General features: G+C 32.7%; 7 protein-coding genes. 2 read left to right on the forward strand and 5 right to left on the reverse strand.

Annotated elements, in window-relative coordinates; translation table 11 throughout:
- Nucleotides 1-90 precede the first annotated feature (90 nt).
- Nucleotides 91-1326: a diaminopimelate decarboxylase gene (lysA, locus tag ABD941_RS11225; RefSeq protein ID WP_345274232.1), complete on the reverse strand. Its 1236-nt coding sequence runs from the start codon at nt 1324-1326 to the stop codon at nt 91-93.
- A gap of 198 nt (nt 1327-1524) precedes the next feature.
- Here lysA and sucC point away from each other — a divergent pair, with 198 nt between their 5' ends.
- Nucleotides 1525-2715, forward strand: a complete 1191-nt coding sequence (sucC, locus tag ABD941_RS11230) for an ADP-forming succinate--CoA ligase subunit beta (RefSeq protein WP_345274233.1) — start codon at nt 1525-1527, stop codon at nt 2713-2715.
- 62 nt (nt 2716-2777) lie between these two features.
- Here sucC and ABD941_RS11235 read toward each other — a convergent pair whose 3' ends face one another.
- A complete protein-coding gene (locus tag ABD941_RS11235; RefSeq protein ID WP_345274234.1) occupies nt 2778-3020 on the reverse strand; it encodes a DUF1456 family protein in 243 nt (80 codons plus the stop codon).
- Between the two features lie 369 nt (nt 3021-3389).
- Here ABD941_RS11235 and ABD941_RS11240 point away from each other — a divergent pair, with 369 nt between their 5' ends.
- On the forward strand, nt 3390-3806 hold the full coding sequence (locus tag ABD941_RS11240; RefSeq protein WP_345274235.1) for a TerB family tellurite resistance protein: 417 nt from the start codon (nt 3390-3392) through the stop codon (nt 3804-3806).
- 63 nt (nt 3807-3869) lie between these two features.
- Here the strand turns inward: ABD941_RS11240 and uvrB are convergent, their stop codons facing one another.
- The 3 genes from uvrB to ABD941_RS11255 are packed head-to-tail and all read right to left on the reverse strand — an operon-like array spanning nt 3870 to nt 14846.
- Nucleotides 3870-5873: an excinuclease ABC subunit UvrB gene (uvrB, locus tag ABD941_RS11245; RefSeq protein ID WP_345274236.1), complete on the reverse strand. Its 2004-nt coding sequence runs from the start codon at nt 5871-5873 to the stop codon at nt 3870-3872.
- Nucleotides 5874-5900: 27 nt separating this feature from the next.
- Nucleotides 5901-8270 carry a choice-of-anchor L domain-containing protein gene (locus ABD941_RS11250; RefSeq protein ID WP_345274237.1) on the reverse strand — a complete coding sequence of 790 codons (2370 nt, stop codon included), beginning with the start codon at nt 8268-8270 and terminating at the stop codon, nt 5901-5903.
- Nucleotides 8271-8327: 57 nt separating this feature from the next.
- Nucleotides 8328-14846 carry a choice-of-anchor L domain-containing protein gene (locus tag ABD941_RS11255; RefSeq protein ID WP_345274238.1) on the reverse strand — a complete coding sequence of 2173 codons (6519 nt, stop codon included), beginning with the start codon at nt 14844-14846 and terminating at the stop codon, nt 8328-8330.
- Between the last annotated feature and the right edge of the window lie 219 nt (nt 14847-15065).

Consider the following 15065-nt stretch of genomic DNA (forward strand, 5'->3'; position numbering starts at 1 on the left):
GTAGTAAATACAATTTATTTGAAAAATAAAAAATCCTTTTAATAACACAGATTCATTACAAAAAGGATTTTAAAATATGAACAAAGGTTATTATTTTGCCAATACAGCTTCTTTTTTAGATGAAAAATCAACTTCAATTTGATTATTTAAAATGTCTTCAAAAGTTTCTCTTTTTCTAATTAAATGGGCTTTGTTGTTGTACCATAATACTTCAGCTGGTCTAAAACGTGAGTTATAGTTACTTGCCATTGAGAAACAATAGGCTCCAGCATTTTTAAAACATAAGATGTCTCCTTCGTTAATTTCATTAATACGCCGGTTATTACCAAACGTATCGGTTTCACAGATATAACCAACGACCGTATAAAAACGCTCACGTCCTTTTTGGTTTGAAATATTAACAATATCATGATGCGATCCATAAAACATAGGACGTATTAAGTGATTAAAACCAGAGTCTACTTGAGCAAAAACTGTTGATGTGGTTTGTTTTACAGCATTTACTTTAGTTAAAAAGTTGCCAGATTCACTTACTAAAAACTTACCCGGTTCAAAAGCTAAGGTTAAATCTTTGCCGTATTCTTTACAGAACTCATTAAATCTAGTTGATAGTTTTTTGCCTAATTCTTCAATATTCGTTTCAATATCACCAACTTTATAAGGGACTTTAAAACCAGAACCAAAATCTATAAAATCTAAATTCTTGAATTGTTTTGCTGTCTCAAACAATATTTCGCTAGCATATAAAAATACTTCTATATCCAATATATCACTACCCGTATGCATATGGATACCGTTAATTGTCATTTTTGTATTTTTTACAATACGTAAAATATGAGGTATTTGATGAATGGAGATTCCAAATTTAGAATCTATATGCCCTACAGAAATATTAGCATTTCCACCAGCCATAACATGTGGGTTAATTCGAATACATACTGGAATTTTTGGATGTTTCGTTCCAAACTGTTCCAATATAGATAAATTATCAATATTAATTTTAACGCCTAATTTTGCAGCTTCTTCAATTTCTGTTAATGAAACTCCATTAGGTGTAAAAATAATTTGATCAGGTGAAAAACCAGCAGCTAAACCCAATTGTACTTCTTGAATGGATACTGTATCGATACCTGAACCTAATGATTTGAATAGTTTAAGTATAGATATATTTGACAATGCTTTAACTGCATAATTAAGTTTTAATTTCTTAACGTTTTTAAACGCATTGGTAAGTCGTTTATATTGCCCCTCAATTTTCTCTGCATCATATACGTAAACAGGGCTTCCAAAATCTTGTGCAATTTTTAGCAATTGATTTTCAGTCATAATTTTATTTTTTTGTCAAAGATATTTCTTTAAACCGTAAAAAAAATTAATAAATAAAAAATTATACATATTGAACAAAATGTTAATTATTTAACATTAAAAATGTGCTTAATAATTATTGAAAGTTTTCGGTATTAAATATTAGGGTAACTAATCGCTATTATTTACATTTGTGTTTCTTAAAATATTAAGCTCATTATGAATTTACACGAATATCAAGGTAAAGAAATATTAAACAGTTTTGGCGTACGTATACAACGTGGTATAGTTGCCCAAAATGCTCAAGAAGCTGTTGCTGCAGCCAAGCAATTAACAAATGAAACAGGAACGAGTTGGCACGTTATTAAAGCTCAAGTTCATGCTGGTGGCCGAGGAAAAGGTGGCGGTGTAAAACTTGCTAAAAACCTTCAAGAAGTTGAAACCATTGCTGGACAAATTATAGGCATGGATTTGGTGACACCTCAAACTTCTGCTCAAGGAAAGCGTGTACATCAAGTTTTAGTTGCTGAGGATGTTTATTACCCTGGTGAAAGTGAAACGAGTGAGTTTTATATGTCGGTATTATTAAATAGAGGTACTGGGCGTAACATGATTATGTATTCTACAGAAGGTGGAATGGATATTGAAACAGTAGCAGAAGAGACACCACATTTAATATTTACAGAAGAAATCGATCCTTCTGTTGGTTTATTACCATTCCAAGCGAGGCGTGTTGCTTTTAATTTAGGCTTGTCTGGTTTGGCATTTAAGGAAATGACAAAATTTGTTGCTAATCTTTATACGGCTTATGTAAAATCAGATTCATCTTTATTTGAGATTAATCCTGTTTTAAAAACAAGCGATAATAAAATAATGGCTGTTGATGCTAAAGTAACCATAGATGATAATGCACTGTTCAGACATAAAAATTATGTAGATTTGCGTGATGTACGTGAGGAAAGTGCTATTGAGGTTGAAGCTGGAGAACTTGGTTTAAATTACGTAGACCTTGATGGAAATGTTGGTTGTATGGTTAATGGAGCAGGTTTGGCTATGGCTACAATGGATTTAATTAAACAAGCAGGAGGCGAGCCAGCCAACTTTTTAGATGTTGGAGGAACAGCTGATGCAGCTCGTGTAGAGGCAGCATTTAAAATTATATTAAAAGACCCAGCGGTAAAAGCTATTTTAATTAATATTTTTGGTGGGATTGTTCGTTGTGATCGTGTCGCTCAAGGAGTTATAGATGCTTATAAAAACATGGGAACTATTAATGTGCCAATTATTGTACGTTTACAAGGCACCAATGCCGATATTGCTAAAGATTTAATCGATAATTCTGGATTAGATGTTATGAGTGCAACAGAGTTTCAAGAGGCAGCAGATAAGGTGCAACAGGTATTATCTTAATACGCATCTCAAAATTATAAATAAAAAGAGCAACATGTTAATTTACACTTGTTGCTCTTTTTTTATGTTTTATTTTCACCTTTTTTAGGCATCGGCCCACGAAGATGAATGACTAAGCCATTCAGGAAATTGCGTAAAATTTGATCACCACATTCCATATATTTAGGATGATCTTCTCTTCGAAAAAAAGCACCTAATTCACTTTTCGAAATTCTAAAGTCTACAAGTTCTAAAATCTTCACTATATCATCATCTCTAAGTTTTAGAGCTACTCGTAATTTTTTAAAAATATCGTTGTTTGTCATATTGATAATTTTCTAAACGTATTGCACCTGCATTTTATCGATTTTGTTTAAACACGTGTGCCTAATTAGCGTTTTTGTAATTTTTGTAAAGGTAATTTAAAAATTAATTATTACGATAACAATTTTAGATGAAATAAATGGGTCTAAATATTTGTTGTTCAGTGTTTTGTTATTTTTTTTCTTGCTAAAACTTTATATATTAAAAATGATGAACTGCAATTTTTTTAGTTGAATAAAAGATAGCTATTGATGAAGTTGATAAAAATCACGATTAAATGTCTATGCTTTTTCGATAAGAGACATTATATACACGATTATAAAAGTACTGTTCTATGTAACTTTATACCATAGTTAATTAATTCATAACAAATGGTTAATAGTAGAGTAGAAAAATTGAGTCTTTTATCTGAAATGATAGCTTTCGCAAAATACGATAAGGACATAAAACACATTGAATACAACTTTTTGCTAGGTGTAGCAAAACAGTTGGATATTTCGCGTGAGGATTTTGAGTATTTAATAGAACATCCTGTTACTTATACACATTTAAAATCTCATAGCGAGCGTATCGTTCAGTTTCATAGATTGGTTTTATTAATGAATATAGAGCAGGAATATGGAGAAGAAAATAATTCAGCAGGAGTTATAAAGTTATATAATTTTGGTTTAAGAATGGGTTTAAGCCATGAATCTATAACTAAGGTTTTATATTTAATGGAAAGTTTTCCAAATAAAATAGTACCGCCAGATGTTTTAATAGATATTTTTAAAACGCAGTACAACTAGTCTCTCAAAAATATAAGTGTTGATTATAATTTACATAACGTAAATTAAAGAAAAGCTAAAAGGTTAACCTTTTAGCTTTTCTAATTTATTTTGGTAACTTTTTATATCATCACGTAATTTAGCAGCAACAATAAAATCTAATGCTTTTGCTGCTTCTTCCATAAGTTTACGTTTTTCTCGAATTTTCTTTTCCAGTTCTGGTTTGCTTAAATATTCACTTTCGGGTTCTGCTGCTTTGGCAACTTCTAGCTCATAACTATAGGTGCTTACCGAGTTTTTGGATAGCGCATTGTCTAAACTTTTATTTAATGCTTTAGGTGTAATATTGTTTTCTGTATTGTAAGCTATTTGCTTTTCGCGTCTGTATTCAGTTTCATCAATCGTTTTTTGCATGCTCTTCGTAATTTTATCGGCATACATAATTGCTTTTCCATTTAAGTGTCGCGCTGCTCGACCTACTGTTTGTGTTAACGATCTTGCTGAACGTAAAAAACCTTCTTTATCTGCATCTAAAATGGCAACTAAAGATACTTCTGGTAAATCTAAACCTTCGCGTAATAGGTTCACACCTACTAAAACATCAAATAGACCTTTACGCAAATCTTGCATGATTTCTACGCGCTCTAGAGTATCTACATCACTATGAATATATCTGCATCGAATCTGAATTCTGTCTAAATATTTAGTTAATTCTTCCGCCATACGTTTCGTCAGTGTAGTTACTAGAACACGTTCGTCTTTTTCAATACGTTGTTGAATTTCTTCAATTAAATCATCTATCTGATTTAAACTTGGTCGTATTTCAATAATTGGATCTAATAAACCTGTCGGTCGAATAACTTGCTCTACATAAACACCATCTGTTTTTTGTAATTCATAATCGGCAGGTGTAGCACTTACATAAATAACCTGATTTTGAATGGCTTCAAATTCTTCAAATTTCAATGGTCTATTATCCATCGCTGCTGGAAGTCTAAATCCATAGTCAACCAAGTTTTCTTTTCTACTTCGATCGCCTCCATACATGGCATGTACTTGGGAAATAGTAACATGACTTTCATCGACTACCATTAAATAATCATCTGGAAAATAATCTAATAAACAGAAGGGTCTGGTTCCTGGGAGTCTTCGGTCCAAATAGCGTGAGTAGTTTTCTATACCAGAACAATAGCCCAATTCGCGTATCATTTCAAGATCAAATTCGGTACGTTCTTTAAGTCGTTTCGCTTCTAAATGTTTGCCAATATCTTTAAAATAATCATGCTGTTTTACCAAATCATTCTGAATGTCTTTAATGGCACTTTGTAGTACATCTGGCGATGTAACAAACATATTTGCTGGATAAATTGTGAGCTGGTCATATTTTTCTATGACTTTATTGGTTTGAATATTAAAAGATTCTATGTCTTCTATTTCATCACCAAAAAAGTGAATTCTATACGCATCATCTGCATAGCTTGGAAAAATATCAACGGTATCTCCTTTTATTCTAAAATTACCATGTTTAAAATCTGCTTCTGTTCTTGAGTATAAACTTTGTACTAAACTGTGCAGTAATTGTGTTCGGGAAATAACTTGTTCTCGCTTTAACGAAATGACATTTTTTTGAAATTCTATTGGATTTCCAATACCATAAATACAAGACACAGAAGCCACAACTAATACATCTCGACGCCCTGAGAGTAGCGATGATGTTGCGCTTAAACGCATTTTTTCTATTTCTTCATTTATAGATAAATCTTTTTCTATATAAACTCCAGAAACAGGAATATAGGCTTCAGGCTGATAATAATCATAATAGGATACAAAATATTCAACAGCATTGTTTGGAAAAAACTGTTTAAATTCAGAATATAATTGGGCAGCTAAGGTTTTATTATGCGCTAAAATTAAGGTTGGACGTTGTATTTCTTCAATGACATTAGCAACTGTAAAGGTTTTTCCAGATCCAGTAACACCAAGTAGGGTTTGGTATTTTTCATTTGAAACAATACCATCAACAAGTTGTTTTATAGCTTGTGGCTGATCGCCAGTAGGCTTGAATTCGGATTCAATTTTAAATTGCATTATGCAAAATTACGCAAAATATATGGGTTAACGCTTTAAAGTAAAATGCCCTGAATATTTTCTGCCATCTTCAAGAAAAACCTTAAACCAATACCCATCTGTTGGTAATAAATTGTTTTTAAATGTTCCGTTCCAGCCTTTAGAACCTGGGGGCAATTGTTTTAATAATTTTCCATAACGATCAAATATTAAAATCTTTTTGGGTGGGTTAACGGTGGCACTTATTCCTTTTATTTGCCAATAATCATTTATACCATCACCGTTTGGTGTAAAGTACTTTGGGTATCCAATTATTGAAATGTTTAATGGTATGGATACGCCACAGCCATTTTTGTCATTCACAAAAACTGTGTAAAACCCAGTTTTTAAATTATCAAAAAATGGTTCGTTTTGATAGTTTATAAATACAGTGTTTTCTAGTCTTAGTGCATATTCATAATCACCTTGTCCTAGGTTTTCAGGATTTATCATTACAGAATTATTATCAGAAAAATCTATAATTGTAATATCATTTTGGGTGATTGTGGCTACAATTGATGAGGCTATAATAATATTTCTAGATGATGAGCATCCATTAGGGTTCGTAACTTGAACGGTATACGTTCCTGTCTCATTTATGTTTATAATACTTGTGTTTGCTGCTAAGGGCGAATTATTTAACAACCATTGGTATGTATAATTGTTGGGTGTTTCATCTAAAACTCCTGCATTAATACTTATTGTTTGCGGAAAAAAATTTGAGCAATAATATATTGTTTCATCGGGTAATAGTATTGGTGTATATATAACATTTAAATCTATTGTGCTAATGGCATAACAATTACTGATATTTTCAATTTTAGTGTATATAGTTTCAGAATTTGGTATTGTATTTGTATATGTTCCTGTTATGGCATTTTTCCCAAGTATGGCTTCTTGTTCGTCTGTATAAAATTCTATAGTACTACCTATGGGTACTAAAGGTATAATATGATTGGTTAAGTCTGCAATATTAAAATCTGTAATGCCATCAATAATAGTATCATCACAGCTGTTAAAAGGTGGAAGGTTGATATTATTGTTTGAAATATTTAAAGTAACTTCTGCTATGGAAAAGCATCCTAACTGATTTTCAACTCTCGCAAATATTATTTGTTGGGAGATTGTATTTTGGAATTCTGTTGGGATGATAATTTTGTTTATTGCTGACTCAGCATCCTGTAGTGTTTCATAGAAATTTTCTATTAGTAGGTCATTATCACCATTGATTATGTCTTGTTCTGCATCATATAAATTATAGGTTGTTAATCCATCTTGATTCAAATCACATTCAATAATTGTACTATTATTGACCATTGGGTTTTGAAGGTACTCAACAGTAATCTCTCCGTAAGAAATACAATTGTCTGGTAAGCCTACTTCTACATTATAAGTACCCGAATCTGTTACTGAATACGTTCCACAGTTTGAACATCCACTAGGTTGAATATCTACTAAAACCCCGTCCTTATACCACGAATACGAATTTAAACCGGGTTGTATAGCATTAAGTTGTAACGTGTCATTTTCGCATACGGGGTTATTGGTTGCAATTAATCTGTTTGGACCTAGGTCTGTACTTAATTCAAAACTTCCTGCTTCTAGAAAAACTGCTGAGTCGTATCTATAATTTTGTTCATCTGCAATGACCAATTTTACATGATATGTTGCTCCTGTTAAAACATTTGCTGTGGCGGTTAGCACTGCGGTTTGTCCGTTAAAATTAATAGGAGCAGTAGTGTCGTTCCAACTTCCAAAATAAGTTTCGTTTTGGGCAGAACAACTACCTGGTATTCCTGGATGTACTGTTGTTACTTTTACAGGTATTTGGGTATCAGGAACTAATGCAATGTTGATATAGGTTTGTTCTGATTCTTCGCGAATTAAAAAGCCAAATAAATCTGAAAACAGACATGAATTTGGATTTCCTTGTTGATATTCTTCTGATGCAAAAAGATACCTGAAACTTATTGCGCTTGCTTTTGGTATAAAATCAAATTCAAGAATGGTGGCATTATGAGTGTTGCTCTCATCTAAAATGGTTTCTAAATCATTATCTCCACCCCAATTTGGAGCATCATCATCACTTAAAGTTGTATTTGGTCCGTCTACATTGCTTAAGCGCCCTGTACTTAAAACAATGCCTCTTTGAAAAGGAAACGTTGTGCCTGTAGCATCAAAATAACCATAGCTTTGATCTGAAACTCCAAAATCACCTCCAATCACATTAGTTACAACCACATTATTAATGCAATTACTGTCAATAAGAATGTCCTCTATAAGTTGTTGTGGTGCATAGGTTTGGCTATCTACTTGTATATTTTGAGCAGCGAATTTGAAACTTGCTAAAGCTATAAATATGTATATGAGGCTTCTCATTTATAATTGGTGGTTATACAAATATAAATGACTTTAAACTAATAACATATTTACGGCTTATCGCCTTAAAGTAAAATGTCCTTTTAATTGAAACTGATCACCTTTGTAAAAAATATTGGCACTATACCAATAATCATCCGATGGCATATTTTCACCATTATAAGTTCCGTCCCAACCAGCAGAGGTATGTGGTAGGGTTTTCATGAGTTTGCCATAGCGATTATAAATGTAAATTATAGTGCCTTCTAATTGATTAACACCAGTAATGTGCCATGTATCAAAATAGCCATCATCGTTTGGTGTAACAAATTTTGGAATGTCAAAAATCATAACTTTTTTAGATACTGATAGACAGCCGTTAACATCAATAACTGTTATGGTTCGTTCGCCAATAGGCACATAGGTGAAAAAGTTAGAGCGTTGTGGTTCACCATCATCCAATTGATACAGGTAATCACCAATACCGCTAACGGTAATGGTGATGTTATTTGGGTCTGAAAAATCTACGGTTTCTTCAAATTCTATGGTGGCTTGTTCGGATTCTATAACATTAAAGGTTTTTTTTGTTTCACACCCAAAAGTTGATGTAATAGTTAAACTGTATTCTCCAATAACTGAAATATCAATACTAGCATCAGTTTCGCCGTAAGGCTCCCATAAATATGAATCGGTAGCATAGCCAGTTTCTCCTGTTACTTGAAGCGGAAAGTTTTCTAAACATATAACTTGGTCTTTTATATCGTTTATTGGTTTTCTTCTAACATAGGCTGTAAAGTTTGTTGTGCTAAAGCATCCTGTTCTATTATTTTCAATTCTGGCATAAATTATACTTTCAACATCTACGTTATGAATATTACTTAATACATTGGAGCTGTTATTGGCATCGTCTTCATTTAAATAGTAACTTATATTAAAATCTGAGTTACTTTGAGTCCCTAAAACCTGATTGTCTTGAGTTGTTAAATCGAAACCATATATGTTATCGTAATCATTATCACAGGATTCTATGTCATCTGGTTGGTTTGCGATGGGTAATGGGTTTATAATGAGTTGAAACGGATAGACGTAATGACAGCCTCTGTCGGCTGATTCTATTCTTATATAGATGGTGTCATTAGTCGTTATATATGTATAATCTGTTGGAATAGGGGTGTTGCTAATCTCTGCATCTGTAGCACTTAAGTGATATGAAATGAGTGCATCTGGGTCATTAGTTACTATTATGTCATTAATGGTGTTTAAGTCAAAATAGCGTGTTGGATTATCACAGATTTCATAGGTTTCAAATTCATTAATTGCGGGCGGCAATGTAACGATGAGTTCTTGATTAATGACATTGTAGCAATCTGCTGAAATATTATAAACTTTAATATAAATGGTCTGTGGATTGGAGCTGTTATTATAGTTTACGGGATCAGCAATGGCAGATGCCTCATTATCAATTAGTGTTAAATCATCAAAATATGATATTACAATATTACTTGAAGGTGAAGCAAATAAATTATTTTCATTTGATGAAATATCGAAAACAACAGTTTCATCGTAATCTACATCACATTGTATAAGTGGCTGTACTTCGTTTGGATATATATGTACAATTGTGTTAAACTCTGTAGTACTATAACATCCAGTGGCCTTGTTTTCAATACGAGCATAGATTGTTTGTCCGTTTTCGGCATTGTAATTTGTTGCTAAGGCAGAATCATCATTGTTTGCAGAGTTGGCATTATCATGAAATGTGATGTTGTAGTCATCAAGGTTTTGACTTCCGAGTATTGCCGCATTTTGTAAAGAAAGGTCAAAAATTTCAAATCTATCTGTACTTGCATCATCACAAGCTTCCATCGTATTAGGTTGGTTTGCGATGGGTAATGGGTTTATAATGAGTTGAAACGGATAGACGTAATGACAGCCTCTGTCGGCTGATTCTATTCTTATATAGATGGTGTCATTAGTCGTTACATATGTATAATCTGTTGGAATAGGGGTGTTGCTAATCTCTGCATCTGTAGCACTTAAGTGATATGAAATGAGGGCATCTGGGTCATTAGTTACTATTATGTCATTAATGGTGTTTAAGTCAAAATAGCGTGTTGGATTATCACAGATTTCATAGGTTTCAAATTCATTAATTGCGGGCGGCAATGTAACGATGAGTTCTTGATTAATGACATTGTAGCAATCTGCTGAAATATTATAAACTTTAATATAAATGGTCTGTGGATTGGAGCTGTTATTATAGTTTACGGGATCAGCAATGGCAGATGCCTCATTATCAATTAGTGTTAAATCATCAAAATATGATATTACAATATTACTTGAAGGTGAAGTAAATAAATTATTTTCATTTGATGAAATATCGAAAATAACTGTTTCATCGTAATCTACATCACATTGTACGAGTGGTGTTACTTGATTAGGATATTGGTGTACAATGGTGTTAAATTGGGTTGTACTATAACATCCTGTTACATTATTTTCAATACGAACATAGATGATTTGATCATTTTCGGCATTATAATTTGTTGTTAAAGGCGTACTGTTATTATTAGCCGAGGCATTGCTACCATGATAAGTTATCGAAAAGGCACTAGGATTTTGCCCGCCTAAAACACTAGTGTTTTGTGTTGAAAGGTCGAAAATTTCGAAGCCATCGGCACTAACATCATCACAAGACTCCATATCTGTAGGTTGATTGGCTATGGGTAAAGGGTTTACAATAAGTTGAAACGGATAGACATAATGACACCCTCTAATTGCCGATTCTACTCGAATATAAATGATATCATTTGTAGTCGTATAGTTGTAATCGGTGCTAATTGGTGCATTGCCAATTTCCGCATCAGTTGAATTTAAATAATATGTAATTATAGCATCTGGATCGTTATCTACAATTTCTGTATTAATATCATTTAAGTTGAAATAACTTGCTGGGTTATCACAGATTTCATAGGTTTCGAACTCTACAATTGCAGGAGGTAAGTCTGCTACAAGTTCTATAGGTAAACTAACCCAACAGTTTGAAATGATATTATTGATTTTTATAAATACGGTTTGGGGGTTACTCGTATTATTGAAATTTTCAGGGTCGCTAATTATTGCTGTATCATTATCTACGCCATCTTGCGACGTGTGATATGTTATTACTAAATTATCTTGTCTGAGTCCTAAAATTTGCACTTCTGATTGTTTTAAATCGAAGGTTACCAAACCATCATAATCGACATCACATACCTTAAGCGGTTCTGGCTCTGTGGTACTTGGTACTTGTACGATACTAAGTGTGAAATCGGCTATGCCATGGCAGTAGGTGCCATTGGTAATACGTGCAAAAATAGTTTGTGGATTGTAATAGTTTGTAAAATTCGGGTCTATTTCATTATAGCCATATTCAGCGTCATATTGACTTGTGTGAAGGGTCACGGTTAGGTTTTCGCTCATACCTTCTTTTATATCATCTATGGTCGATGTTAGGTCGAATGTTTCAATAGCATCGTTAGAAATATCATCACAAACTTTAATGTCATTAGGCTCATTAAATAAAGGGATGGAGCCTACTTCTACTCCAAAAGAAGCGGTGTCATAACATTCGGGGTCTGTAATACTTTCAACTCTTACAAAGATGGTTTGAGGGTTTGAGGTGTTATTGTATATGTTGTATTTGTCAATTTCATTAGTGCGATCTATGGCATTTTGTTCGGTTTCAAAATAGAGGACTTGTTTGCCATATTGACCGTTTAAAATTTCGCCATCTTTAACGTAGAAATAAAAATCAGCAATATCGTTTGTGCCAGATTCGCAATTTTCAAAGATGCTGAGCTCAGGAAAAATAGGTAATGTATTTACATTTATATAAACATAAGAGATGTTGAAGCATGAGGTTGTGTTGCTCTTGACTCTAAAGTAGATGTATTGATTCGTTGCATTGAAATTTTCAGGATCGGCAATTTCATTTTCGTCATTAAAAGCGGCCCAATAATCACTAAAATAGCTAATTTCTAAGTTTGAAGTATCTGAAACAATATCTGGTACAACATTTGTTAAATCTACTATGGAAAAGGCATCTTGATCATCATCACATATAATGATGTTGTCAGGATAATTAACAACTGGTGCTGTTATGATATTAATATCAATAGGTTTTATAGCTACACATCCTATTTGTGGGTTAAAAACCCTTATATATAATGTTTGTGGATTTGATGAATTGTAAAATGTAGGCGGTAATCTGTTTTCGTCGTTTTGTGCATCTATTTCACTATAAAAGTAGTTTATACTTACTGGTGATATTCCTGCTGTTAAATCATTATCAAAGGTACTTAACACAATTGAGGTATAGCCATCGGTATCGGTATCGCAATAATCCACGCTATTAACATCTGGTAATTCTAATGCGGGGTTAATTACTAAATCTACGAGTAAGTTTACTTTACAAACATCATCAACAACAGTTGTGTAAAGTATGGTTGGACTAGAGCTTACTGTAAATGGAATATTTTCGTTTAGAGGATTGGTTTGATTGTCTAAATCATCTTGACTTTCATAAAAAACCACATCTAAATCGCCATATTCTGCTTTTATATCGTTTTCAATATCACTTAAATGAAAATCTTCAATACCATCATTGGAAAAATCATCACAAATGATATATTCTTTAAAATCAATGCCAAATTCAACTAAATTGGTTTGTAATTCAACAGGAGTAATTGAGAAACATCCTGTTGTATTATCTACAACCCGTATGTAAATGAGCTGGAAAAAGGGGTCTATATTTTGGTAATTGGTTTCGTTAGCTATTTCATTAATGCCGTTTTGTGCATCTGCTTCGTTTAGGTGAAAAGTGGTTGTTGCATTGGTCACACCATTTAGAACGTTACCTAAAACCGAGGTTAAATCAAAGTCTGCAAAACCATCTGAATTCTCTTCACAAGCATTGATATAATGTCTGTCTTCTAAATTTATATCAGGGTTTGGTTGAACGGTAACATCTATAGTTGTGGTTGTATAACATCCGGTAAAAGAACTATAAACTCTAACATATAAGGTGTCTGTTGGGTTAATATTTATGTATGGGGGGTATATTTGGTAGTACCCATTATCTGCATCTTGTTGCGAATAGTGGTAGGTAACTTGTAAAGTGGTGTCTCCACTAGTAATCTCATCATTAGCTTGAGTTAAATCTATTATTCTAAATCCATCGTTACCATCTTCGTCTTGGATATCGCAAACAATAATAGGTTCAGGGTCATTAATTTCGGGAACTTCATTTACAACTAAATTGAATGTTGGATAGGCTAAGCAACCATTATTGGTGTCTTCAATTCTAACATGTATGGTTTCTGGGTTACTGGTATTTGAATATGCTGAAATAATTGGATTAGTATTATTTTTAGCATCATCATCAGTGGCATGGTAAGAAATGTTATAGTTTCCTGAAGGTACGGAATATAGGATTTCGTAATATTTTAAATTTAAATCAAAATTTTCTACACCATCATTATCAGCTGTATCACAGAGAATGAAGTCCGATATATTACCAGAAATTTGTTCGCCATTTAGAGTGACTTCAATGGCATCTTCAATAGTACATGAGGTATTATTGACTTGCAGGGTTATTTCGACTTTGTATATCCCTGAGGTTATAGCTGCATAAGTGGCGTCATTTTCACCAGGAATTAAAACGTCATTTAAAAACCATGCGTAAGACGCTAAATTGTTATTAATATCGGCATTTAAATCTACAGTGTTGGCACAGGTTGATACATCTGAACCTAAATCTACGGAGGCGTTAAAGCTATTTCCTTCTATAAAAACTGCAGAATCGAATTTATAATCTGTTTGATCGGCAATCACTAATTTAATGTGGTATTTTACATTAGGTGTAATGGTTGCATTTGCTGTAAAAACCGTGGTTCTTCCATTAAAGTTTGTGTCTCCTATATTAAAACCTTCAAAGTATGCTTCATTTTGTGCAGCACAAAAGTCAACAATGTTTTCATGTATGGTTGTTGTGTTTACGGGGGTATTTGTTCCAGGGATTAGCGCAATGTTTTCATATGGGTTTGCTGTATCGGCTTCTTTTATTAAAAATGCAAATCCATCGGAATAATTACAGGGATTGGTTTCGTAATATTCTTCTGAAGCTAAAAGATAATTAAATTGAACTTGGTTAGAGAAAGATACAAAGTCAAACTCTATGGATGTGGCGTTTAGTGTATTGCTAATACCTAAAGCGGTTTCTAGATCTGTATCTGTGCCCCAATTATCATCTCCTTCTGCTAAAATATTTGTATTTGTTGTGTTTCCAGCTGAATTTACACTACCTGTTGAAAGTACAATACCATTCTCAAAGGGAAAGTTTGATAATGCTTTTTCAAAATAGCCATAACTTTCTAAGTTACTACTACTACCATTTACATTAGATTGTATATTGGTTATTTCTACACAACCTTCAGCTAAATTGTTTAAAATAAGTTGTTCTAAGGAAATAGAACTATCTGTAGAGATTTGTTGAGAATGTGTTACATTCGAAAATATAAAACATAAAAAAAGGGCTAGCGAAAAAAAATACTTCATGCTAGGTTTTAGTTTTTTATTAGCCAATGTAAACGATACACTAACTAATCATGGTTAATAGCTATTGTAAATTTATTGATAAAAAAAGAGTTTCACCATACCCAATTATAGGTATATTAGGGCTTTACGATAAACGGTTGTAATTAATAGATTAACACCCTATTATATTTTAATTTATTGTACAAAAGGAGGTTTTCTTTATAATGGGCTTATGGAATC

The sequence above is a fragment of the Flaviramulus aquimarinus genome (assembly GCF_039543205.1).
In the GTDB taxonomy this organism is placed as follows: domain Bacteria; phylum Bacteroidota; class Bacteroidia; order Flavobacteriales; family Flavobacteriaceae; genus Flaviramulus_B; species Flaviramulus_B aquimarinus.